Origin of the sequence: Streptomyces pactum, assembly GCF_002005225.1 — a bacterium.
Lineage (GTDB): Bacteria > Actinomycetota > Actinomycetes > Streptomycetales > Streptomycetaceae > Streptomyces > Streptomyces pactum_A.
This window is the reverse complement of the sequence record NZ_CP019724.1, coordinates 3,968,640-3,991,676: the sequence shown is the minus strand read 5'-3', so window position 1 is coordinate 3,991,676 and position 23,037 is coordinate 3,968,640. Positions and strand designations below refer to the sequence as shown.

The 23,037-nt window shown below is 72.5% G+C and carries 20 protein-coding genes; 10 read left to right on the top strand and 10 right to left on the bottom strand.

Annotated features, from left to right (window positions below; genetic code table 11):
* Nucleotides 1-103 precede the first annotated feature (103 nt).
* On the bottom strand, nt 104-595 hold the full coding sequence (locus B1H29_RS16665; RefSeq protein ID WP_007452023.1) for an inorganic diphosphatase: 492 nt from the start codon (nt 593-595) through the stop codon (nt 104-106).
* Between the two features lie 79 nt (nt 596-674).
* Here B1H29_RS16665 and dacB point away from each other — a divergent pair, with 79 nt between their 5' ends.
* The 6 genes from dacB (at nt 675) to folE (ending at nt 8,415) form a co-directional block, all read left to right on the top strand.
* On the top strand, nt 675-2,282 hold the full coding sequence (gene dacB / locus B1H29_RS16660; protein ID WP_234393034.1) for a D-alanyl-D-alanine carboxypeptidase/D-alanyl-D-alanine endopeptidase: 1,608 nt from the start codon (nt 675-677) through the stop codon (nt 2,280-2,282).
* A gap of 160 nt (nt 2,283-2,442) precedes the next feature.
* The gene (locus B1H29_RS16655) at nt 2,443-3,570 is read left to right on the top strand and encodes a zinc-dependent metalloprotease (RefSeq protein ID WP_055418634.1); all 1,128 of its coding nucleotides are present in this window, start codon (nt 2,443-2,445) and stop codon (nt 3,568-3,570) included.
* Nucleotides 3,571-3,763: 193 nt separating this feature from the next.
* Complete coding sequence (tilS, locus tag B1H29_RS16650; protein ID WP_055418633.1) at nt 3,764-4,822, top strand: tRNA lysidine(34) synthetase TilS; 1,059 nt, start codon at nt 3,764-3,766, stop codon at nt 4,820-4,822.
* A gap of 95 nt (nt 4,823-4,917) precedes the next feature.
* Nucleotides 4,918-5,457 (top strand): hypoxanthine phosphoribosyltransferase, encoded by a 540-nt coding sequence (hpt, locus tag B1H29_RS16645; RefSeq protein WP_226027733.1) that lies wholly within the window; start codon nt 4,918-4,920, stop codon nt 5,455-5,457.
* Between the two features lie 196 nt (nt 5,458-5,653).
* Nucleotides 5,654-7,693 carry an ATP-dependent zinc metalloprotease FtsH gene (ftsH, locus tag B1H29_RS16640; RefSeq protein WP_055418632.1) on the top strand — a complete coding sequence of 680 codons (2,040 nt, stop codon included), beginning with the start codon at nt 5,654-5,656 and terminating at the stop codon, nt 7,691-7,693.
* A 116-nt stretch (nt 7,694-7,809) separates the two neighbouring features.
* On the top strand, nt 7,810-8,415 hold the full coding sequence (gene folE / locus B1H29_RS16635; RefSeq protein WP_055418631.1) for a GTP cyclohydrolase I FolE: 606 nt from the start codon (nt 7,810-7,812) through the stop codon (nt 8,413-8,415).
* A 192-nt stretch (nt 8,416-8,607) separates the two neighbouring features.
* Here folE and B1H29_RS16630 read toward each other — a convergent pair whose 3' ends face one another.
* From B1H29_RS16630 to B1H29_RS16605, 6 genes are all read right to left on the bottom strand, one after another.
* Nucleotides 8,608-9,096 (bottom strand): DUF3180 domain-containing protein, encoded by a 489-nt coding sequence (locus B1H29_RS16630; RefSeq protein ID WP_055418630.1) that lies wholly within the window; start codon nt 9,094-9,096, stop codon nt 8,608-8,610.
* Nucleotides 9,097-9,155: 59 nt separating this feature from the next.
* On the bottom strand, nt 9,156-9,767 hold the full coding sequence (gene folK, locus B1H29_RS16625) for a 2-amino-4-hydroxy-6-hydroxymethyldihydropteridine diphosphokinase (protein ID WP_055418629.1): 612 nt from the start codon (nt 9,765-9,767) through the stop codon (nt 9,156-9,158).
* Complete coding sequence (gene folB, locus B1H29_RS16620) at nt 9,764-10,123, bottom strand: dihydroneopterin aldolase (protein WP_055418628.1); 360 nt, start codon at nt 10,121-10,123, stop codon at nt 9,764-9,766. The genes folK and folB overlap by 4 nt, the downstream gene beginning before the upstream one ends.
* Before the next feature lie 247 nt (nt 10,124-10,370).
* Nucleotides 10,371-10,874 carry a nuclear transport factor 2 family protein gene (locus B1H29_RS16615; protein ID WP_055418627.1) on the bottom strand — a complete coding sequence of 168 codons (504 nt, stop codon included), beginning with the start codon at nt 10,872-10,874 and terminating at the stop codon, nt 10,371-10,373.
* Nucleotides 10,871-11,761: a dihydropteroate synthase gene (gene folP, locus B1H29_RS16610; protein WP_055418626.1), complete on the bottom strand. Its 891-nt coding sequence runs from the start codon at nt 11,759-11,761 to the stop codon at nt 10,871-10,873. The genes B1H29_RS16615 and folP overlap by 4 nt, the downstream gene beginning before the upstream one ends.
* Before the next feature lie 585 nt (nt 11,762-12,346).
* Nucleotides 12,347-14,158, bottom strand: a complete 1,812-nt coding sequence (locus tag B1H29_RS16605; RefSeq protein ID WP_055418625.1) for a phosphatidylglycerol lysyltransferase domain-containing protein — start codon at nt 14,156-14,158, stop codon at nt 12,347-12,349.
* A gap of 227 nt (nt 14,159-14,385) precedes the next feature.
* Here B1H29_RS16605 and B1H29_RS16600 point away from each other — a divergent pair, with 227 nt between their 5' ends.
* Both B1H29_RS16600 and B1H29_RS38585 read left to right on the top strand, forming a co-directional pair.
* Complete coding sequence (locus tag B1H29_RS16600; protein WP_055418624.1) at nt 14,386-15,510, top strand: alpha/beta hydrolase; 1,125 nt, start codon at nt 14,386-14,388, stop codon at nt 15,508-15,510.
* Nucleotides 15,511-15,698: 188 nt separating this feature from the next.
* Entirely contained in the window at nt 15,699-17,126 is a 1,428-nt protein-coding gene (locus tag B1H29_RS38585; protein ID WP_234393033.1) for a hypothetical protein, read from the top strand.
* A gap of 41 nt (nt 17,127-17,167) precedes the next feature.
* Here the strand turns inward: B1H29_RS38585 and B1H29_RS16590 are convergent, their stop codons facing one another.
* Entirely contained in the window at nt 17,168-18,499 is a 1,332-nt protein-coding gene (locus B1H29_RS16590; protein ID WP_055418993.1) for a PH domain-containing protein, read from the bottom strand.
* A gap of 446 nt (nt 18,500-18,945) precedes the next feature.
* Nucleotides 18,946-19,476: a PH domain-containing protein gene (locus B1H29_RS16585; protein WP_055418622.1), complete on the bottom strand. Its 531-nt coding sequence runs from the start codon at nt 19,474-19,476 to the stop codon at nt 18,946-18,948.
* Nucleotides 19,477-19,507: 31 nt separating this feature from the next.
* On the opposite strand from B1H29_RS16585, the gene B1H29_RS16580 reads away from it, so the two are divergent.
* Nucleotides 19,508-20,659: an NADH-quinone oxidoreductase subunit D gene (locus B1H29_RS16580; protein ID WP_055418621.1), complete on the top strand. Its 1,152-nt coding sequence runs from the start codon at nt 19,508-19,510 to the stop codon at nt 20,657-20,659.
* Here B1H29_RS16580 and B1H29_RS16575 read toward each other — a convergent pair.
* Entirely contained in the window at nt 20,624-21,712 is a 1,089-nt protein-coding gene (locus tag B1H29_RS16575) for an SAM-dependent methyltransferase (protein WP_055418620.1), read from the bottom strand. The genes B1H29_RS16580 and B1H29_RS16575 overlap by 36 nt on opposite strands.
* Nucleotides 21,713-21,830: 118 nt before the next feature.
* On the opposite strand from B1H29_RS16575, the gene B1H29_RS16570 reads away from it, so the two are divergent.
* Nucleotides 21,831-23,033 (top strand): sensor histidine kinase, encoded by a 1,203-nt coding sequence (locus tag B1H29_RS16570; protein ID WP_055418619.1) that lies wholly within the window; start codon nt 21,831-21,833, stop codon nt 23,031-23,033.
* Nucleotides 23,034-23,037: the final 4 nt, after the last annotated feature.

Genomic DNA, 23,037 nt, shown 5'->3' with positions numbered 1-23,037 from the left:
ACACCCTCCTGCCTGTAGCCCTCAGTATGCGCACCCAAACGTGAACGGGCCGCACGCTCCACGCGTGCGGCCCGTTACGGGTGTGGCTCCTGATCAGCGGGGATCAGTGGCCGCCCTGGTCCTTGAAGCGCTTGTAGGACCGCTCGATCTCGGCCTCGGCGTCGGTGCGGCCCACCCAGTCGGCGCCCTCGACGGACTTGCCGGGCTCCAGGTCCTTGTAGACCTCGAAGAAGTGCTGGATCTCCAGGCGGTCGAACTCCGACACGTGGTGGATGTCACGCAGGTGCTCCACGCGCGGGTCGGTCGACGGCACGCACAGCAGCTTGTCGTCGCCGCCGGCCTCGTCCGTCATCCGGAACATGCCGATCGCGCGGCAGCGGATGAGGCAGCCCGGGAAGGTCGGCTCGTCCAGGATGACCAGCGCGTCCAACGGGTCGCCGTCCTCGCCGAGGGTGTTCTCGACGAAGCCGTAGTCGGTCGGGTAGGCGGTCGAGGTGAACAGGCGGCGGTCCAGGCGGATACGACCGGTCTCGTGGTCCACCTCGTACTTGTTCCGCGAACCCTTCGGGATCTCGATCGTGACGTCGAACTCCACCGGACGCTCCTCCATGATCAGCACATAGTTCTGGTGGTTAAGTGTCCCTCACGCAGGTGTGTGATCGCGAAAGGGGCTGGTGACAGTGCCAGAGCTGAGGCCGTGGCGGGCCGCGCAACCGCACGTGGCGCGCGCCGCGGGCGCCGTACGTCCGCGTCTCGCACGCGCCGCGCGGGCCGCCGGACCGCGTCTCGCGCGGTTCGCGCGGGCCGCGAAGCCGCAGCTCGCCCGGGTCACCCGGCCCAAGACCTGGCAGTACACCGCCGGTGCCGCCACCGCCGGGCTGGCTCTCGCCGCCGGTGTGGTGACCGCCGCCGGCCCCTGGGACTCCACGGGTCAGCGTACGGCCGAGCGGGACCGGGCCGCCGCCCTGGAACGCACGGGTGGCGTAGATCACGGTCGCGGATCCGGGGGCTCCGGTACGACGTCCGGGCCGCCCCGCCCCGCGCCCAGTGCCGGCTCCGTCCTGGCGGGCCTCGGCGGCGCCTCCGGCGGCGTGCCGGGCGGCGTCAAGGCGCCACCGGGCGGCGAGGCACTCGACGACGTCCTCGGGCCGCTCCTGGACGACCCCGCGTTCGGCACCCGCCGCGCGGCGGCCGTCGTCGACCTCACCACCGGCAAGCGCCTCTACGGTCTCGGTGCCGACGCCCCCCTCACGCCCGCCTCCACCACCAAGATCGCCACCGCGGTCGCCGCCCTCGCCGCCCTCGGCCCCGACCACCGCCTCACCACCCGCACCGCCCTGGAGGCCGACACCGGCGAAGTCGTCCTGGTCGGCGGCGGCGACCCCACCCTCACCGCGCGCGAGGACGCCCGGGGCCTCGCGAGCCTGCGCACCCTCGCCGGGAAGACCGCCGCCGCCCTGAAGAAGCGGGACGTGCGCAAGGTGACGCTGTCCTACGACACGACGCTCTACGCCGGCGAGGAAACGCACCCGATCGGGGTCAACGAGAACCTCGCCCGTGTCACGGCCCTGATGGCCGACGAGGCACGCACGGACGGCTCCACCCGCGGTCCCGCCCCCCGGGTGCCCGACCCGGCCGCCGACGCCGCCCGCACCTTCGCCGGCTTCCTGAAGCAGCACGGCATCACCGCGTCGTCCCCCGGCCCCTCCAAGGCGACCGACCGCGCCGACACCCTCGCCACCGTCTCCTCGCCCCCGCTGGCGGCCCTGGTCGAGCGGATGCTGACCAACAGCGACAACGACCTCGCCGAGGCCCTCGCCCGCCACACCGCCCTGGCGACCGGCGAGAGCGCCGACTTCGAAGGCGTCTCCGCCGCCGTCCCGGCCCGTCTGAAGCAACTGGGCCTGCCCGTGCGCGGCGCGCGTTTCCATGACGGCAGCGGCCTCGACCGCACCGACCGGATCACCGCCGACCTCCTCACCGCCCTGCTGGCCGAGGCCGCCGACCCGGCCCGCCCCGAGCTCCGCCCCGTCCTCACCGGCCTCCCGGTCGCCGGCTTCACCGGCACGCTGACCAGCCGCTCCACGGAGGGCGCGGCCGGCCTGGTCCGTGCCAAGACGGGCACCCTGACGGGCGTCAACACCCTCGCCGGCACCATGGTCACCGCCGAGGGCCGCCTCCTGGCCTTCGCCTTCCTGGCCTCCGGGACGACGGACGCGTGGGCGGCCCAGACGGCCCTGGACCGGTTGGCGACGACCCTGGTGGCCGGGTCGGCCGCCTAGCTGCGGTCCCGCCCGGCGCCGGGCCCGCAGCCAGGCGGGGCCGGCGCCGGGCCGCGTCACCCACCCGCGGCCCGCACCGACGCCGGCCGCCTACCCGCGCCCCCACCCCACCGCCCGCCACAGCCTGCCCCCAACGGCAGCGCTCACGTACCGTTGAGGAATGACGAGCATCGGCGCATCTTCCGGCATGGTCGACTGGAATCTCGCGGTGGCGACCGCGACCCGGCTCGTACGGCCGGGCCCCGAGGTGAGCCGCGACGAGGCCAGGGCCGTCGTCGCGGAACTCCGTCGGCATGCCAAGGTCTCGGAGGAACACGTACGGGGCTTCACTCGTCTGGCCACCGAGGAGGCGCACGGCACCCCCGTCCTCGTCGTCGACCGCCCCGGCTGGGTCCGGGCGAACGTCGCCGGGTTCCGGGAGATCCTCAAGCCCCTGCTGGAGAAGTTGCAGGAGCGGCGCGGCAGCAGCGCGGGCAACGCGGTCCTCGGCGCCGTCGGCGGCAAGGTCACCGGCGTGGAGCTGGGCATGCTGCTGTCGTTCCTGTCCTCCCGCGTCCTCGGCCAGTACGAGACCTTCGCCCCGGCCACCCGCGAACTCCCCGCCGGTGCGAACGGCGGCGGCAGGCTGCTGCTCGTCGCACCGAACATCGTGCACGTGGAGCGCGAACTCGACGTCGATCCCCACGACTTCCGCCTCTGGGTCTGCCTGCACGAGGAGACGCACCGCACGCAGTTCACCGCGGTGCCCTGGCTGCGCGACCACCTGGAGGGCGAAATCCAGTCGTTCCTCGCGGAGACCGACGTCGACCCCATGACCGTGCTGGAGCGGGTCCGCGAGGCCGCCCAGACGCTCGCCGGGGGACGCCCCGAGGGCGAGGAGGACGACGGCGGCCGGTCGCTGGTGGAGCTGGTGCAGACTCCGGCCCAGCGGGAGGTCCTCGGCCGCCTCACCGCCGTGATGTCACTGCTGGAGGGCCACGCCGACTTCGTGATGGACGGGGTCGGGCCGGCGGTCGTGCCGAGCGTCGGGGAGATCCGCGAGAAGTTCCAGCAGCGTCGGGCCAAGGGCGCGTCCCGCCTCGACCTGGCGCTGCGCAAGCTGCTCGGGCTGGACGCCAAGCTCCGCCAGTACCGGGACGGCGAACGCTTCGTACGGGCCGTCGTCGACGAGTGCGGCATGGACGGCTTCAACCGCGTCTGGACCTCGCCCAACACCCTCCCCACCAAGTCGGAGATCGCCAAACCGGCGGACTGGATCGCGCGGGTGCACCGCAAGCCGGAGTCGTGAGCCCCGCGGGCGGGGCGTGAAACGAATCCGGCCGACGGCAGTCGAACGCCCCTCCAATCACCCGTCCGAGGGACCGTGAGCCTTCGGCAGGCGTGCGATGCTCGGGGAACGGCCCGTTTCTGTCACCATCTACACACTCTGAGTGACCAGATCTCGGGCTCACCCCCCGACAACTTCATGAAGGGCACCGGACATGGGTCCCCATCCTGCGGTCGCGGCGATACGCCTGGCGGTCCGCCGCGTCCTCCACGACATCATCACCGAACTGAACACCACGGCCGGCGTTCCCGCCGCGACGGCCGCCGACCGCGCACCCGAGCGCGCGGCCGGGCTTCCAACGCCACCGCTCGTGCTCGTGGCGTGCTCCGGTGGCGCCGACTCCATGGCGCTCGCCTCCGCCCTCGCCTTCGAGGCCCCCCGGCTCGGTGTCCGCGCCGGCGGCGTCACCGTCGACCACGGCCTGCAGAACGGCTCCGACCTGCGCGCCGAAGAGGTCGTCCTGCGTTTGCGCGATCTCGGCCTGGACCCCGTCGAGGCCACCGCCGTGACCGTCGGCCGCGGAGGCGGACCCGAAGCCGCCGCCCGCGACGCGCGCTACGCCGCCCTGGACGCCGCCGCCGCCCGCCACGGCGCCGCCGCCGTCCTGCTCGGCCACACCCGCGACGACCAGGCCGAGACCGTCCTGCTGGGCCTCGCCCGCGGTTCCGGCATCCGCTCCCTGTCGGGCATGGCCGCGGTCTCGGGGGCCGACGGCCGTTACCGCCGCCCCTTCCTCCAGGTCGACCGGCAGACCGCCCGCAAGGCCTGCATGGTCCAGTCCCTGCCCGTCTGGGACGACCCGCACAACGCCGACCCGGCGTACACCCGCTCCCGGCTGCGCCACGAGGGTCTGCCCGCCCTGGAGAAGGCGCTCGGCAAGGGCGTCGTCGAGGCCCTCGCCCGTACGGCGCAACTCTCCCGGGACGACGCCGACGCGCTCGACACCTGGGCCCGCCAGGCCGAGGCCGGCGTCCGCGACTCCACCGGCGTACTGGAGTGCGCCAAGCTCTACGCCCTCCCGCCCGCCGTGCGCCGCCGGATCCTGCGCCGCGCCGCCATCGAGGCCGGTGCCCCGGCCGGTGCGCTGTTCGCCCGCCACATCGAGGAAGTCGACCGGCTGATCACCGGCTGGCGCGGCCAGGGGGCCATCAACCTCCCCGGCAAAGTCGTCGCCCAGCGGCAGGGTGGCAGACTGGTGATTCGGCAAGGCTGAATCCGGACCCTCCCACCGATCCGCGTACGGATCGCCGGGAAGCTCCGGAGTGGCCGGTGGGACGACCGAAAGTGATGCGGGTGGACGCGAACGACATGGGTGCCGACCTCGAGAAGGTACTCATCACCAAAGAAGAGATCGACGCGAAGCTGGCCGAGCTGGCCGCGAAGATCGACGCGGAGTACGCGGGCAAGGACCTGCTCATCGTCGGTGTCCTCAAGGGCGCCGTGATGGTCATGGCCGACCTCGCGCGCACGCTGTCCACGCCGGTCACGATGGACTGGATGGCGGTGTCCTCGTACGGCGCGGGCACCCAGTCCTCCGGCGTGGTGCGGATCCTCAAGGACCTCGACACCGACATCAAGGGCAGGCACGTCCTGATCGTCGAGGACATCATCGACTCCGGCCTGACCCTGTCCTGGCTGATCTCCAACCTCGGTTCGCGCGAGCCCGCCTCCCTCAAGGTGTGCACGCTGCTGCGCAAGCCCGACGCCGCGAAGGTCGCCATCGACGTGGAGTGGGTTGGATTCGACATCCCCAACGAGTTCGTCGTCGGCTACGGCCTCGACTACGCCGAGAAGTACCGCAACCTCCCGTTCGTCGGTACGCTCGCGCCCCACGTCTACGGCGGCTGACGCGGCGCTGTAGCGGGCTCCCGGGCGTTTCGGGGGGCCAACCGGGAACCCCGGAGGCCTCCGCGCCGTTGGAGCATGCAGACGGGACGCCAGCGGTCCCGTGCGGCTGAGGGCCGCCGCGCTGGGGTACCGTCGGAAGAACTGTCTTATCAAACTCACTATGGCAGGAGGGACGGGGCGGCACCGCTCCGTGTGGATGGACGTGAAGCGATACTTCCGTGGGCCGGTCATGTGGATCGTGCTGGCCGTCCTTGCCGTGGTCGTGTTGATGCAGGTCGTCGGCTCGTCCGGCGGCTACAAGACGGTGGACACTGGCCAGGTCGTCCAGGCGATCAACGACAACAGGATCGAGTCGGCCAAGCTGACCACCGGCGACGAGCAGACCATCAAGGTCCAGCTCAAGGACGGTCAAAAGGTCGAGGGCAGCTCGAAGATCCAGGCGAGCTACATCGGCGACCAGGGCGTGACCCTCGCCAATACGCTGCAGAACAAGTACCAGGACAAGCAGATTTCCGACGGCTACACGGTGTCGCCGTCGAAGCAGAACCCGTTCGTCGGGATTCTGCTCTCCCTGCTGCCGTTCGTCCTGATCGTGGTCGTCTTCCTGTTTCTGATGAATCAGATGCAGGGCGGCGGCTCCCGGGTCATGAACTTCGGCAAGTCCAAGGCCAAGCTCATCACCAAGGACACCCCCAAGACGACGTTCTCGGACGTCGCCGGATCCGAAGAGGCCGTCGAGGAGCTCCACGAGATCAAGGAGTTCCTGCAGGAACCGGCCAAGTTCCAGGCCGTCGGCGCCAAGATTCCCAAGGGCGTGCTGCTGTACGGCCCGCCCGGCACCGGCAAGACCCTGCTCGCGCGTGCCGTCGCGGGCGAGGCGGGCGTGCCGTTCTACTCGATCTCCGGTTCCGACTTCGTCGAGATGTTCGTCGGTGTCGGTGCCTCCCGGGTCCGTGACCTGTTCGAGCAGGCCAAGGCGAACGCACCCGCCATCGTCTTCGTCGACGAGATCGACGCGGTCGGCCGCCACCGCGGCGCCGGCCTCGGCGGTGGTCACGACGAGCGCGAGCAGACGCTGAACCAGCTCCTCGTCGAGATGGACGGCTTCGACGTCAAGGGCGGCGTGATCCTCATCGCCGCGACGAACCGCCCGGACATCCTCGACCCGGCGCTGCTGCGCCCCGGCCGCTTCGACCGGCAGATCGCCGTCGACCGTCCGGACATGCAGGGCCGTCTGGAGATCCTCAAGGTTCACCAGAAGGGCAAGCCGGTCGCTCCCGACGTCGACCTGTCGGCCGTCGCCCGCCGTACGCCCGGCATGACCGGTGCCGATCTGGCCAACGTGCTGAACGAGGCCGCCCTGCTGACGGCCCGCAGTGACCAGAAGCTGATCGACAACCACATGCTGGACGAGGCGATCGACCGGGTGGTCGCGGGCCCGCAGAAGCGGACCCGGATCATGTCGGACAAGGAGAAGAAGATCACCGCGTACCACGAGGGCGGACACGCCCTGGTCGCGGCGGCCTCACCGAACTCCGATCCGGTCCACAAGATCACGATCCTGTCCAGAGGCCGGGCCCTCGGTTACACGATGGTGCTCCCGGACGAGGACAAGTACTCGACCACGCGCAACGAGATGCTCGACCAGCTCGCCTACATGCTGGGCGGCCGCGCGGCCGAGGAGCTGGTCTTCCACGATCCGACGACGGGTGCCGCCAACGACATCGAGAAGGCCACCGGCCTGGCTCGTGCGATGGTCACGCAGTACGGCATGACCGAGCGTCTCGGCGCGATCAAGTTCGGCGGTGACAACACCGAGCCGTTCCTGGGGCGTGAGATGGGACACCAGCGCGACTACTCGGAAGAGGTCGCCGCGCTGGTCGACGAAGAGGTCAAGAAGCTCATCGAGACGGCGCACAACGAGGCCTGGGAGATCCTGGTCGAGAACCGCGACGTCCTCGACAACCTCGTCCTCGCGCTGCTGGAGAAGGAGACGCTGGGCAAGGAGGAGATCGCCGAGGTCTTCGCCCAGATCGTCAAGCGTCCGGCCCGGCCCGCCTGGACCGGCTCCTCCCGCCGCACGCCCTCGACCCGTCCGCCGGTGCTCTCCCCGAAGGAGCTCGCCCTGACGAACGGAGCGAACGGCGCGACGCCGGCGATCTCCACCGCCAAGAGCACCACGGCGGAGTCGGCCCCGGCACCGGAACGAGCACCGGAGGACCGCCCGGAGAGCTGACCCAGCCCTTCCGGCGGCCCCACCAGGCCCGGAATGTAAGCCGCGCCCCCCAGGTTCTAGCCTTGGGGGGTGCGGCATTTCCGTATGCCGAACACAGGACAGGAACGAGGCATCAGATGACCGACCCCGTGACGCTGGACGGCGAGGGCCAGATCGGCGAGTTCGACGAGAAGCGGGCCGAGAACGCCGTACGCGAACTGCTCATCGCGGTCGGTGAGGACCCGGACCGCGAGGGTCTGCGGGAGACGCCGGCGCGGGTGGCGCGGGCGTATCGGGAGCTTTTGGCGGGGCATGCGCAGGAGCCCGAGGACGTACTGACGACGACGTTCGACATCGGGCATGACGAGATGGTCCTGGTGAAGGACATCGAAATCGTCAGTCTGTGCGAGCATCACATGCTGCCATTTCATGGTGTAGCTCACATCGGGTACATTCCGGCAGCGAATGGCAAGATCACCGGGCTGTCGAAGCTCGCACGGCTGGTCGAAGTCTTCGCGCGTCGCCTGCAGGTGCAGGAACGTCTCACCACACAGGTCGCCGACTCTCTCATGCGGATTCTCGAGGCCCGGGGCGTGATCGTCGTCATCGAGGCCGAGCACATGTGCATGTCGGTGCGCGGGGTTCGTAAGCCGGGTGCCAAGACCACGACGTCGGCGGTACGTGGTCAGCTTCGGGACGCAACGAGCCGAGCCGAGGCGATGAGCCTGATAGTGGCGCGCTGACCTGATTGTCAGTGGTGCCCGATATCGTCCTTGATCAGCGAGTCGACCGCTGATCAAGGGGGATTTCGGTGGCGTAGGACTGCCCGGCAAACAGACGGTGAACTCTGTCGAGGGGCGCTTTCAGGCCGCGAAACGTAGGCGCGAGTGGTGGGCGCGCGGTTCATTCCGCGGGGCCCTGGTGAGCCGGGCACGTCAGGCCGCTGACGCCGCGCCCGGGTGGTCGTCGTCCTCGTCCTCCGGGAGCTTGCAGACGCGCTCCAGGAAGATCGCGGCCGCTATCACACCGATGGCCGCCACGACCGAGAGGCCGGCGTAGATGGCCTGGTCGCGGCGGGCCGGAATGTCGAGGTACTCCAGCAGGAAGACGCCCGTGCCGCCGTACATACCGGCGACGAGGGCGGCCACCAGGGCGCTGGCCTGACCGAAGACGACCGCGCGGGCCGCCATCATCGGGTCGACGCCCTTGGCGTCCGGGACGCGGTCTCGCTGGGCCTTCAGCCGGGCGCGGATCGACAGCGCCGTCGCCAGCAGGATCACGGCGATCAGCGCGAGGACGATGGGGGCGGCCAGAGGGACGCTCGGGAGAGTCCCGATCGAGTTCCACAGGCGGGCGCCCGCCCAGGACAGGATTCCGGCGACGACGAACACGCCGGCCAGCACCCTGAGGCGCAACTCTTTCACGGTGTCCCGGTGTCCCTTCGTTCCCCTGCGTGGCCGTCTGACCCTGTCGACCTTAACGACTACTCGGGCAGCCGGAGTTCCAGGTCGGCGCGGGGCGCGATGCCGTCCCGGGTGACGGCGTCCAGGAGGTCGGCGACCGGGCCGTGTCCCGGCAGCAGGGCCTCGGGGTCCACGTCGTGCCAGGGGGCCAGCACGAAGGCGCGTTCGTGGGCGCGCGGGTGGGGCAGGGTGAGCTGCGGGTCGTCGGAGACGACCTCGGCGTAGGCGACGATGTCGACGTCGAGGGTGCGCGGGCCCCAACGCTCGTCGCGGACGCGGTGGAAGGCCTCCTCGACGGCGTGCGCCCGCTCCAGCAGGGAGGACGGGGGCAGGGTGGTCTTGAGGACCACGACCGCGTTGAAGTACGACGGCTGGCTGCCGGGTTCGACGCCCCACGGCTCTGTCTCGTACACCGGCGAGACCCCCTTGACCCGCACGCCCGGAGTGTCCTCCAGGGCGTCGATGGCGCCCTGGAGGGTCTCCAGGCGGTTGCCGAGGTTGGCGCCGAGGGCGATCACCGCGCGTTTGGGGTTGGACAGCGTGGTGTCCGCGGCGTCGACCTGCTCGATGACGGAGGCGGGCACCGGCTGTACGGTCGGGTCGCTCGAACCCTGGGTGAAGGGGGCGCTCATACACGGCTCCGGATGATGGTGACGGTCACGTCGTCGAAGGGGACGGTGATCGGCGCGTCCGGCTTGTGGACGCAGACCTCGACCTCCTCGACCCCTTCGTGCTTCAGACACACCTGGGCGATGCGCTCGGCCAGCGTCTCGACGAGGTTGACGGGCTCGCCCTCGACGACGGCCACCACCTCCTCGGCCACGATGCCGTAGTGCACGGTCTTCGCCAGGTCGTCGTCGGCCGCGGCCGGTCGGGTGTCCAGGCCGAGGACGATGTCCACGAGGAAGGTCTGGCCCTCCGCGCGTTCCTTGGGGAACACACCGTGGTGCCCGCGGGCCTTCAGGCCGCGCAGCGCGACACGATCCACGCGAATCACTCCTGCAGTCGTCGGTCTCGGCCGGTGCGCACCACGTGCGGGCGGTACGCCGGCCTCAGTCGAATCTACCCGCGGGCACCGACAGTGCCGGGCCACGGGGGTGTGGGGCGGGGCGGAGGCCGGGAGGATTCACCGTGTGTTCTCCCTGGCGGCCCCGGTGGATCACGGGTTGGTAGCCGCCCATACCCGCCGGTCCGTGATTCCAACCACTTCTTCGTTCTCCAGAGGTTCCTCCGGGTCAGGGAGGAGGGTCCTCGCCCTCCTCGTCCTCGGTCTCGGCCAGCACGGGGGAGGCGTGGTGCGACCAGAGCTTCCAGCCGGAGGGCGTGCGCCGGAACGCGTTGGTGGCGACCACGAGCTGACCGACGAGCGGGCCGAGCTCGTCGCCGCCCTCGGGGGCGGGGCCGCCGCTCAGGATGTTCTCGGTACAGGTCACCAGGGCGGTGTCGCCGGTCACGGAGACGTGCACGTCGGTGAGGAAGAACTGGATGTAGTCGGTGTTGGCCATGATCAGGGCGTAGGAGCGGAGGACCTCGCCGCGACCGGTGAGCACCGGCCAGCCCGGGTGCACGCAGGAGACCACGCCGACGTCGGCCGGGTCGTGGTACGACTCGTCGACGCCCAGATCGGACGGGGTGAGCCAGAACTCGGACACCTTTTCGAAATCGCCCTGCTCCAACGCCTCGTAGAAGGCGGTGTTGGCGGCCTCGACCTGTTCGACGTCGATGTGCGGCGCGTTCACCGGGCTCCTTCCGGGTCTCTGCCCGCCGCCCGCGCGCCCTCGACGGCGCGCGCGACGCGTACGGCGTCGGCGGTGGCGCGTACCTCGTGCACGCGTACGGCCCACGCGCCGGCGTGCGCCGCGAGTGCGGAGACGGCGGCGGTGGCCGCGTCCCGCTCGCGTGCGGGCGGCGGGGCGGCCTCCGGTCCGGCGAGGACCCGGCCGAGGAACCGCTTGCGGGAGGCGGCGACGAGCAGCGGGTGGCCGAGGCCGTGAAGGCGGTCGAGGTGGGCCAGTAGCACCAGGTCGTGCTCGGCGTCCTTGGAGAAGCCGAGGCCGGGGTCGACGACGACGCGGTCGGGTGCGACGCCGCCCTCGACCACCGCCTCCACGCGCGCGTGCAGCTCGTCCACGACCTCGGTGACGACGTCGTCGTAGGTGCCCCTGACGTTGCCGCCCTCCAGGAGGCCTCGCCAGTGCATGACGACGAAGGGGGCGTCCGCGTCGGCGACGACCGGGATCATCCGGGGGTCGGCGAGGCCGCCGCTGACGTCGTTGACGAGGGCGGCGCCCGCCGCGAGTGCCTGCTCGGCGACCGAGGCGCGCATCGTGTCGACGGAGATCGTGACGCCCTCGGAGGCCAGGCCGCGCACGACCGGGACCACCCGCCTGAGCTCCTCGTCCTCGTCGACGCGGGTCGCGCCGGGACGGGTGGACTCGCCGCCGACGTCCACCAGATCGGCCCCCTCGGCGACCAGGTCGAGGCCGTGCTTGATGGCGGCCGTGGTGTCGAAGAAGCGGCCGCCGTCGGAGAAGGAGTCGGGGGTGACGTTGACGACCCCCATGACCGCGCAGCGGTCCCATGCGGTCAGTCCCGCCAGGTGGCGGCGGCCGGTCTGCTTGCTCATGTGTTCAGCGTAGGCCCCGCAGGTGGCGGCCCTCCCGCGCGGCCCGGGTAAGCCCCGGTGCGGGCCCGACCCGGGTAAGCCCCGGCCCGGCCCGGGCCCGGCCCGGTGCGGTGCCTCGCGGCTGGGGGCCTGGCGCTGGAGGCCTGGCGGCGGGTCACACTGCCCGCGCTCGCGCCCGCCGTGGCCGCCGCCGCGCGGGGCCCGGCCCGGTTCCGGGCCACTCGCCCTGACCTGTCCCGGGCCCTCCGTCCGGTTCCTGGCCCTCCGACCTGTCCCGGGCCCTCCGGCTCCGGACCACCTGCCCCATTCCGGGCCCACGCCCGGTTCCGGGCCCACGCCCGGTTCCGGGCCCACGCCCGGTTCCGGGCCCTCGTTTTGGGCCACCCGGCCGGCCGGTCCTGCCGGTCCGGCCCGTCTTACCGGCCAGCCCCGTCCGGCCAGCCCCGTCCGGCCAGCCCCGTCCGGCCCGCCCGTCCGGCCCGCCCGTCCGGCCCGCCCGTCCGGCCCCGCCCGGCCCGCCCGGCCGGCCCCGCCTGGCCCGGTTGTCCGGCCCGTCCGCTCCGTCCGAGGCGCGGATGGGTCTTCTCACGCCGCCCGGGCGTCCTGCTCGACCACCCGGTGGGGGCACGGGCGGCGTGTGGCGGTGCGGCGGCGCAGGAAGCGGGGGAGGGGTGGGGCGAGGGTGACGAAGCCCTCGGCCTGCATGGCGGCGATGCCGATGCGGGGGAGGTCGGCGGAAGCGCGGTAGACCACGAACCGGGGTTCCCACCGGGGGCGGAACTTGGCGTTGAACTTGTACAGGGACTCGATCTGGAACCACCGGGAGAGGAACACCAGCAGTCCGCGCCAGGCCCGCAGCACCGGCCCCGCGCCGATCTTCTCGCCGCGGGCGAGCGCCGCGCGGAACATGGCGAAGTTCAGCGAGACGCGCGCGATGCCGAGCCTCGGGGCGGCCTGGAGCGCGGCCACGATCAGCAGTTCGTTCATGCCGGGGTCGGCCGAGCGGTCGCGCCGCATCAGGTCCAGCGACACCCCGTCCGCGCCCCACGGCACGAAGTGCAGGATCGCCTTCAGATCGCCGTACTCGCCGGGCTCGTCGTCCCGCTTGTGCGCGGTGGCGATCAGACAGTCCCCGTCGGCGGGGTCGCCGATGCGGCCCAGCGCCATGGAGAAGCCCCGCTCGGTGTCGGTGCCGCGCCAGGCGTCGGCGGCGCGGCGCACGCGGTCCAGCTCGGTGTCGCCGAGGTCAGCCACGCGCCGTACCCGGGTCTCGTAACCGGCGCGCTCGATGCGCTTGACCATCTGGCGCACGTTGCGCATCGCGCGGCCGGCGAGGGAGAAATCCGCTGCGTCCACCACCGCCTCGTCTCCCAGTTCGAGGGCGTCGAGCCCCGTCTCACGGGTCCACACCTCGCCGCCGGTCTCGGAGCAGCCCATGACGGCGGGCGTCCAGGAGTGCGCGCGGGCCTCGTCCATGAAGCGCTCGATGGCGCCCGGCCAGGCCTCGACGTCACCGATCGGATCACCGCTGGCCAGCATGACGCCGGAGACGACGCGGTAGGTGACGGCGGCCTTGCCGCTGGGGGAGAAGACCACGGCCTTGTCGCGGCGCAGCGCGAAGTGGCCGAGGGAGTCACGGCCGCCGTGTTGGTCGAGCAGGGTACGCAGACGGCTCTCGTCGTCCTCGGTGAGGCGCGCGGCGGGGTGTTCGGGGCGGAAGGCCAGGTAGATGGTGGTGACGGCGGTGATCAGGCCGAGGGCGCCGAGGGAGAAGGCCACCGTCCAGGAGGTGTTGCCGCGGTAGCCGACCGGGCCCTCGACGCCGAACAGGCCGTAGAGGACGTGGGTGATGCGGTCGGCCAGGCTCGGGGCGCCGACCATGCGGTGCGGGTGGGCGTTGACGACGAGCAGCCCGAGGACGAGGGAACCGGCGCCCATGAGGACGAAGTTGGTGAGCGCCCGCCACCGGCTGCGCGGGTCGGGCAGCGCCGCGAACTGGTCCCGGTGCCGGAGCAGGGGCAGGAGCAGCGCGAGGGAGATCAGCACCCCGACGAGGGAGTGCCGGTACGTGAACTGCGCGACGGCGCCGAGCGGCAGCAGGGCCACCGCCGCCCGCCAGGCCCGGCGTTTGCGGCGCTTGAGTCCGTGGGCGAGCAGCAGCAACAGCACCCCGGCGCTGAGCGAGAGCGCCGCCGCGAACGGGCCGAACGCGCCGGGCAGTACCTCGGCGAGGGCGTGCATACGGCTGTGCCGGAACCGCGGGAAGACACCGGCGGCGATGTCCAGCAGACCCACGAGCGCGCAGGCGCGGCCGACGAGGAGGGGCACGGCCTCCGGACGAGGGCCGCGCAGCACCCGACGTACGCTGGTGGGCTTCGCCGGAACCCCACCCGACATTTCCTCATCTGTCCTGACAGACATCGCACCCGTAGTTCTGCGAGAGACCGTGGATCCGGGCCCGTTTCGGGCATCCGGCGACATTGCGCCCTCTAGGACGGTGTCCTGACGGAGGAGGTTCACTCCGCCGGTCGGAAAGCCCCCAGGGGCGCGCGGGGTGTGCAGGGGTGGTGGTCCGGGCGGACGGTCCGCACGGACGCATGGAAAGCGCAGGCAGGTGGCAACGCATGGGTCTCACAAGCGACAAGGCGCTCGCGCTGGCGGTCCTGTCCGGCGTGCTGCTGTTCGCCGGCACGGTGTGGCTGTGGCCGCGGCTGGCCCGGCGGACCTGGCGGGCCGTCCTCGGGCGGGTGGCCCTGCTGTTCGCCACCCAGTCGGCGGTCTTCGCCGCGGTCGGCCTGGTCGCCAACCAGTCCTTCGGGTTCTACGCCAGTTGGGCCGACCTGTTCGGCCGGGAGAACGGCCAGGGGGTGGTCGTGGACCACTCGGCCGACGAGGCCGACGGCGCGCTCCGGGTCGTCGGCGACCGCCGGGCCACCCGGACGGGCGGGACGCGGCCGGAGGTCACCGGCCGGATCCAGGAGATACGGGTCGTCGGCCGTACGACACGGATCGCGTCGCCCGCGTACGTGTATCTGCCGCCGGAGTACTTCCAGGCGCGGCACCGCGCCCGGACGTTCCCCGCCTCCGTGGTCCTGACCGGCTACCCGGGGACGGCCTCGGCGCTGGTGGACAAGCTCCGGTACCCGCGTACGGCGCTCGACCTGGCCAAGGCGGGCCGGATGCGCCCGATGATCCTGGTGATGCTGCGGCCCACGGTGGCGCCGCCGCGCGACACGGAGTGCGTGGACGTGCCGGGCGGCCCGCAGACGGAGTCGTTCTTCGCCGCGGACCTGCCCGAGGCCGTGAGCGCCCATTACCGCGTGGACCGCGGGCCGGGGAGCTGGGGCGTCGTCGGCAACTCGACCGGCGGTTACTGCGCCCTGAAGCTCGCCATGCACCATCCCGAGGTGTACGGCGCGGGGGCCGGGCTCTCCGCCTACTACGACGCGCCCAGCGATCCCACCACGGGCGACCTCTTCCAGGGCGACAAGAGGCGGAAAAACGGGGCCGACCTGTGGTGGTGTCTCAAGAACATGCCCGCGCCCGACACTTCACTGCTCGTCACCAGCAGCAGATCCGGCGAGACGAACTACAAGGACACGCTGAAGTTCATTGAGCGGGTGAAGGACAAGAAGCCGACGCGCATCTCGTCGATCATCCTGGAAAGCGGCGGGCACAACTTCAATACGTGGCGGCGCGAGATTCCCGCGACCCTGGAGTGGCTCGGCGAGCGGCTCGACGGGCGGTGACCGGCGGCCCGGTGGCCGGTGGCGGGCCGTCCGGCGGGTGATGACGGGCGGCCACTGAAAATGATCTTGATGTAATTCGCCCGCGGCCGGGCATGTGGATTCCCGATGCCGTGTGAACGCGTCGGAGATGGCCGTGTTTTTACGGGGCGGGGCGCCAAGATTCGCCTACGCGCGGTAAGTTTCTGGCCATGCCACGTGGACGTCACCGCCATTCCCCGCCCCTGCACAGGCTGCTTCCTCCGTCGGCGATCGCAGGCGTCTCCGTCGTCTGTGCCTTCGGACCCTGGGTGTTCAGCGAAGCGATGATCCTGCGCGCACTGGCCGCTGCCGCCGCGGTGACGGCCGTCGTCGGCGCGGTCGTCATGCGTCACTGGGACGCGCAGGCGGGCAGGCGCGTCGCCGACCTCACGCGCGCGCGTGCGAGCGACGAGTGGCGCTACGAGGAACGCGTCGCCGAACTGGAGTCCGACCTGGAGGAGTCGCGCGAGCTGCGCGTGAAGCTGGAGCACCGGCTGCGGGCGAAGCGCACGGAACTGGCGGGACTGCGCAACGAGCACGCCGCCCTGCTGCGGCGCTACGCCACGGCGGAGACCGAGCGGGCCACCGCGCTGGAAGGCCGCCGGCTGCTGGAGATAGAGGCCGTGCCGCAGGCCGCCGCGCTGCCGGCGGCCCGCCCGGCACCGGTGGAGGAGACGTCCGCCGAGGCCACCGCGACCGCCGGGGAGACCACCGAAGAGGCTCCCGACGCCACCGAGGCCACCGGGGCCGTCGAGGAGGCCCCCGCCGTCTTCTCTCCCGAGGGCTCCCGGCTGTTCCTTCGTGCGAACGCGGCACTGGCGCGTTTCGACGAGGACCCGCCCGCCGCCCCGGGCGGTGGCGACCGGGACTCCGACGATGGCGGTGACTCCGACGACGACGGTGGCGGCGGCAGCGGCGGTGGCGGTGGCGGCGAGGGCGCGGAGGCGGCCGAGGCGGCCGAGGCGGCGCGGGAGGACGAGGCCCAGGGGCAGCCCGAGGCGGCCGGCGCGCACGAGCGCACCGCCGCCGCCTCCCCGCCGCCTCAGCCCGGTCGGTCCGACCAGTCCCACCAGTCCGGTCAGGAGGACCAGGCCGACCAGTCCGGTCACGCCGGCCAGTCCGGTCAGAACGACCACGCTGACCAGTCTGGTCACGCTGACCAGTCCGGTCAGAACGACCACGCCGGCCAGTCCGGTCACGCCGGCCAGCCCGGTCAGGCCGGTCAGGCCGATGAGCGGTTCGCGCAGCCGACCCAGGCCACCCGGCGGGTCGCCGGACACTTCACGGTGCCGACCGCGGTGGCCGTCGCACCGACGGCTCCCGCGCGGCGTCCGACGGCAGAGGGCGGCTTCGACTTCTTCGGCACGAAGAACGGCGAGGACGGCACGACATCGCCCGACACCCTGGAGGCCGTGCAGAACGAGGACCTCGCCGACGTCGTCGGCCAGGAGGCCCTCGCCCTGCACAAGGCCGAGACGGAGGCCGCCTTCAAGCCGGCCGGCGAGGAGTCCCGCGGTGTGGGCCAGGTGATCGACCTGACGGCCCACGACGAGACGGAGCAGATCGACGTACAGCGGTTGCGCAGCGCGGTGTCCTGACGCCGGGCGGCCGGCCCGAACCGGCTGGCACCGGCCGGGCCTCAGGCCATCCAGCGGTCCGGCAGCGCGTCCCGCCGTCCGGTCCGGGACCGCTCCGCCTGCGCCCGCAGCAGCCGTGCCGCGTCGTCGGCGTCGCGCAGCCGCGCGGTCACGGTCTTGTTCGCCCCCGTGTCCACCCGTACGTCGGCCAGCCGCAGCGCCCGCTGCCACGGCCCCTGCGTGAGCCGGACGCTCTGCACCTTGGCGTGCGGCACCAGCGCCAGGCTGCGGCGCAGCAGCCCGTACCGGGCGGCGAAGACCGCGTCGGTGACGGTGAGCCCGTAGCCGCGCCACCACAGCGGCCGACACCGCGCGGCCCGCCGCGGCGGGCGGGACAGCACCGCGTCCGCCGGCACGGTCACCCCGGGCAGCACGCGCGCGACGACCGACTCGGCGATCTCGCGCGGGGCCACCGGCAGCAGTACGGAGTTCGACGACCCGGCCACGTCCAGCTCCACCCGCACCCACCCGCGCCGCCGCCACAGCACGGGCTGCACGATCCGCACGGTCTGCACCCGGCCCGGCGGCACGGTCTCGTGGGCGCGGTCCAGCAGTCCGTGGTCGAGGCGGAGCCCGTCCGGGGACTCGGCCACCGTCCAGTCGTACTCCCCGACGAACCGGCCCGCGCTGCTCGCGCCCGCGGCGCCCACCAGGGGCAGGGCGGTCGCCAGCACCGTCCACAGGTTGTGGGTGGCCAGCCACAGCAGCGTCGGCACGACGACCGCGGCGATCAGCGTGCCCCAGGTCGCGCCGGTCAGCAGCAGTGAGACGGCGAGGACCCCGGGCGGCACGCGCAGCAGTTGCCGGGAGGGTGCCTCGCCGACCTCGTGCGCGGTCTCCGGCGCGAGCCCGGCCGCGCGCGCGAGCAGTTCGGCCCGCAGCGCGCGGGCCTCGTCGGCGCCCAGGAAGGCCAGTTCGTCCTTCTTGCCGGTGCCGATGACGTCGAGTTTCAGCTTGGCGACCCCCGCGACGCGGGCGAGCAGCGGCTGGGTGACGTCGACGGCCTGGATCCGTTCGAGCCGGATGTGCGCGGTGCGCCGGAACAGCAGTCCGGTACGGATGCGCAGCTCGGTATCGGTCACCGCGAAGTGCGTGAACCACCAGGTCAGGAAGCCGTACAGGGCGGCGGCCGGGATCAGCACGGCGAGCCCTATCAGCAGCGTGGTCGTGGTCAGCCGCGACAACTGGCGCTGCGCCTGGTCGGGATCGTGCACGGCCCACCCGACGAGCACGGCAACCGGCGCCCACGCCCTCCGCAACGGCGTGACGGGGTGCAGCCGACGCTCGACGACACCGTTCCCGGGCCCGGGCGCGCCGTTCTCGGCTCCGTCCACACGGTCCTGTGCGACGGCCTCGGTCGTGTGGCCGTCGCCTTCGGTCGCGACGGCCTCGGTCGGGTGGCCCGTGCCTTCGGTCGCGACGGGCCCGGTCGGGTCGACCTTGCCTTTGGTCACGACGGCCCCGGTCGCGTCCACCTTGCCTTCGGTCGCGCTGTCTCTGCCCGCGGGCGCGCCGTCCCTGGCCCCGTTCGAGGCGTCCTTGGCTCCCGTGGCGCCGTGCCCTGCTCCGTTCACGCGGTCTCCCGCCCCGTTCACGCGGTCCCCGGCCCTGCCGCCCGTCGGGCCACTCCTGGCTCCCGTCGGGCCACTCCTGGCCCCCGTGGAGCCGTCCTCGGCCCCCGTGGGGCAGCCGTCCTCGGCCCCCGTGGGGCAGCCGCCCCCGGCCCCCGTCGCACCGCCCCCGGCCCCCGCCGGGCCGCCGTCCTCCGCCCCGGGCGTCGTCACAGCCCCGCCGATCGGGCCTCGCCCAGCTCGGTGAGCCGGTCGCGGAGGCGTTCCGCCTCGGCCGGGGCGAGGCCCGGGATGGTCGCGTCGGTCGCCGCGGCGGCCGTGTGGAGCTGCACACTGGCCAGGCCGAAGTGGCGCTCGACCGGCCCCGAGGTCACCTCGACCAACTGCATCCGCCCGTACGGGACGACGGTCTCCTCCCGCCACAGCACGCCCCGGCTGATCAGCAGGTCGTCGGCGCGCTCGGCGTACCGCCAGGAGCGCCAGTTGCGCTCCAGCATCACCCAGCCCCACGCCAGCAGGGCCGACGGCAGCACTGCGAAGGCCGCCCAGAAGGGTCCCAGGAACAGCCCGGGCAGCACACCCGCGGCGAGCGTCAGCAGCCCCAGCCACACCACCAGCAACAGCCGCCGCATGCGTAGCAGCCCCGGCGGCAGGCCGGTCCACACCGGTTGGTCCGGCGACGGCTCCGTCGCCTCCGTCGTCCCCGCCGTGCCCGTGTCGTCAGGGCTCCCCGTCTCCATGGAGCCAGCGTACGTAGGGGAGACTGTGCGCATGACTCCCAAGACGGAGACCATGGTCGGTATCGGCGGTGCCGCGGAGAGCACCGACATGGTGCTCAACATCGGGCCCCAGCATCCGTCTACGCACGGCGTGCTGCGGCTGCGGCTCGTCCTGGACGGCGAGCGCATCACGAGCGCGGAGCCCGTGATCGGCTACATGCACCGCGGCGCGGAGAAGCTGTTCGAGGCCCGGGACTACCGTCAGATCATCGTGCTCGCCAACCGCCACGACTGGCTGTCGGCGTTCTCCAACGAGCTGGGCGTGGTCCTCGGGGTGGAGCGGATGCTCGGCATGGAGGTCCCTACGCGCGCGGTGTGGACGCGGACGCTGCTCGCGGAGCTGAACCGGGTCCTCAACCACCTGATGTTCCTGGGCTCGTACCCGCTGGAACTGGGCGGCATCACCCCGGTCTTCTACGCCTTCCGGGAGCGGGAGGTCCTCCAGAACGTCATGGAGGAGGTCTCCGGCGGGCGCATGCACTACATGTTCAACCGCGTCGGCGGCCTCAAGGAGGACCTGCCGGCCGGCTGGTCCACGCGCGCGCGGGCGGCCGTCGCCGCCGTGCGTTCGCGCATGGACGTCTTCGACGACCTGGTGCTCGGCAACGAGATCTTCCGGGGGCGTACGCGCGGGGTCGGTGTCCTGTCGCCCGAGGCCGTGCACGCCTACGGCGTCAGCGGGCCGATCGCCCGCGCCTCGGGCGTCGACTTCGACCTGCGCCGCGACGAGCCGTACCTCGCCTACGGCGAACTCCAGGACACCCTGAAGGTCGTCACCCGCACCGACGGCGACTGCCTTGCCCGCTTCGAGTGCCTCCTGGAGCAGACGCACAACGCCCTCGACCTGGCCGACGCCTGCCTGGACCGCCTGGCCGAGCTGCCGCCGGGGCCGATCAACCAGCGGCTCCCGAAGGTGCTGAAGGCGCCCGAGGGCCACACGTACGCGTGGACCGAGAACCCGCTCGGCATCAACGGCTACTACCTGGTCAGCAAGGGCGAGAAGACCCCGTACCGGCTGAAACTGCGCTCCGCCTCGTACAACAACATCCAGGCGCTCGCGGAGCTGCTGCCCGGGACGCTGGTCGCGGACATGGTGGCCATCCTGGGTTCACTCTTCTTCGTGGTCGGGGACATCGACAAGTAGCGCGGCGGCGTCGAGGGGCCCCACCGGCTGGAGCAGCCACACGAAGTCGCCCAGCCCGCCCGGCGCGAGCAGTTCGGCGGCCTCCGAGGCGCCGGCGAGAGCGCGTACGTACGCCGCCGGGTCGGTGGACGCCAGCGCGAGCGGGGGGCGTGCGCCCGTGACACCCAGGGCGCGCAGGGCATCACGCTGGAGGCGCAGCAGCGCACCCGGGGGCGTGCACTCCGGAGCACACCTCGCCGCGTGGGCCGCCGCGCACGCGTCCAGCGCGACATGCGCGGTGATGTCGCACGACCCGTCCGGCACCGGCGCCGTCTCCCGCCCCTCCCGGAAGCCGGTGAGCGTCCCGAACGGCGGGCGGGCGCCCACGGTGTGCGCGTAGTCGGCGGCCACGGCCAGCCCCGCGTCCAGGGCCGACACGGCGGACACCCAGGCGGCGTCCCTGGGGAGCCCGATCTCGGCCCGCAGCCCCTCCTCGCCGGGCAGCGGCCACCACCGCGCCAGCCACTCGGCCTCGGCCCCGTCCACCGGCTCCCCGAGCCGTTCGTCCCCGTCGTCCCGGACCAGCACCCGCCGTGCCACGCCCGCGGAGTCCACCTCCGCCACGTCCACCGGTACGTTGTCCAGCCACTCGTTGGCGAACAGCAGGCCCGTCACCCCGCCGCCCGGCGGCTCGGCGAGCCACTCGATCCGGTGGTCCAGTCCCTCGGGACGGCCGGCGACCTCGACGGCGTACGCGCGCGTGCGGGCGGCCACGCCGGCGGGCAGCGCGGCCAGTACCCCGGCGACCAGCTCCCCCCGGCCGGCCGCCATGTCCACGAAGTCCAGCGACGCGGGCCGGCCCAGCGCCTCGTCGACCCGGCACAGCAGCCGTGCCACGGCACCGGCGAACTGCGGCGACGCGTGCACGGAGGTGCGGAAGTGCCCGGCCGGCCCCTCGGACGCGCGGTAGAAACCGGCCGGTCCGTAAAGAGCGTCGTGCGTCGCTTCCCTCCAGCCCCGCCAGTTCTGTTGCGCTCCTGAAGCCCCTCTGACCCCTGTTGTCCCTCGTCTCACAGGGCCAGGCTAGGCGCACAGGAGAACGGAGCCTCCACCTTGCGGAGTATGCGCGGGGGACGCGGATCGGCCCTCCGGTTGACCCCTGCACCTATCTCTCTTCCCTACGCTGGGTTACGTGCAGCGCCTCTACGACTTCCTCCGCAGACACCCGATCGGGTTCGACTGTTTCTGGGCCCTCGTCCTGCTCGGCATCTCCGTCATGTCCGTGGCTCCGCAGGAGGAGGCCCGGGGGACGGACACGACGGCGCTGATCGTTCCCTTCGTCCTGCTGCTGTGCCTGGTGATCGCGCTGCGCAGGCTGATGCCGGAGAGGATGCTGCTGCTGGCCGTCGCGCTGGGCCTGGGGCAGGTGGTGCTGGACGTGCCGACCATGCCGGCCGACTTCGCCCTCCTGGTGATCGTCTACACCGTGGCCGCGACCGGCGCCCGCTGGGCCTCCCGGACCGCGCTGGCCACGGGGCTGTGCGCCGCCCCCGTCGCCCAGCTCCGCTGGCCCACGGACGACGCGGGCATAGCGAGCAACATCGCCATAACGGTCTTCCAGGCGGTGCCCTTCGCCCTCGCCTGGGTGCTCGGCGACTCCATGCGCACCCGTCGCGCCTACTTCGCGCAGTTGGAGGAACGCGCCGCACGGCTGGAGCGGGAGCGCGAGGCGCAGGCCAAGGTCGCGGTCGCCGCCGAACGCGCCCGGATCGCGCGCGAGCTGCACGACGTCGTCGCGCACAACGTCTCCGTGATGGTGGTGCAGGCCGACGGTGCCGCCTACGTCCTGGACGCGGCCCCCGACCAGGCCAAGAAGGCCCTGGAGACCATCTCCTCCACCGGCCGCCAGGCCCTCGCGGAGATGCGCCGCCTGCTCGGCGTGCTGCGCACCGGCGAGCACCAGGAGGCCGGCGAGTACGTCCCGCAGCCCGACGTCCAGCAGATCGAGGACCTCGTCGAGGAGTGCCGCGGCTCCGGGCTGCCCGTCGACTTCAAGGTCGAGGGCACCCCGCGCCGGCTGCCCAGCGGCCTCGAGCTCACCGCGTACCGCATCGTGCAGGAGGCGCTGACCAACACGCGCAAGCACGGCGGCCCCAACGCGGGCGCGAGCGTGCGCCTGGTCTACTTCGACGACGGCCTCGGGCTGCTCATCGAGGACGACGGCAAGGGCGCCCCGCACGAGCTCTACGAAGAGGGCGGCTTCGACGGCCAGGGCCACGGCCTGATCGGGATGCGCGAGCGGGTCGGCATGGTCGGCGGCACCCTGGACGCGGGCCCGCGGCAGGGCGGAGGATTCCGCATCAGTGTGCTGCTGCCGCTGAAACCCGCACACTGACACC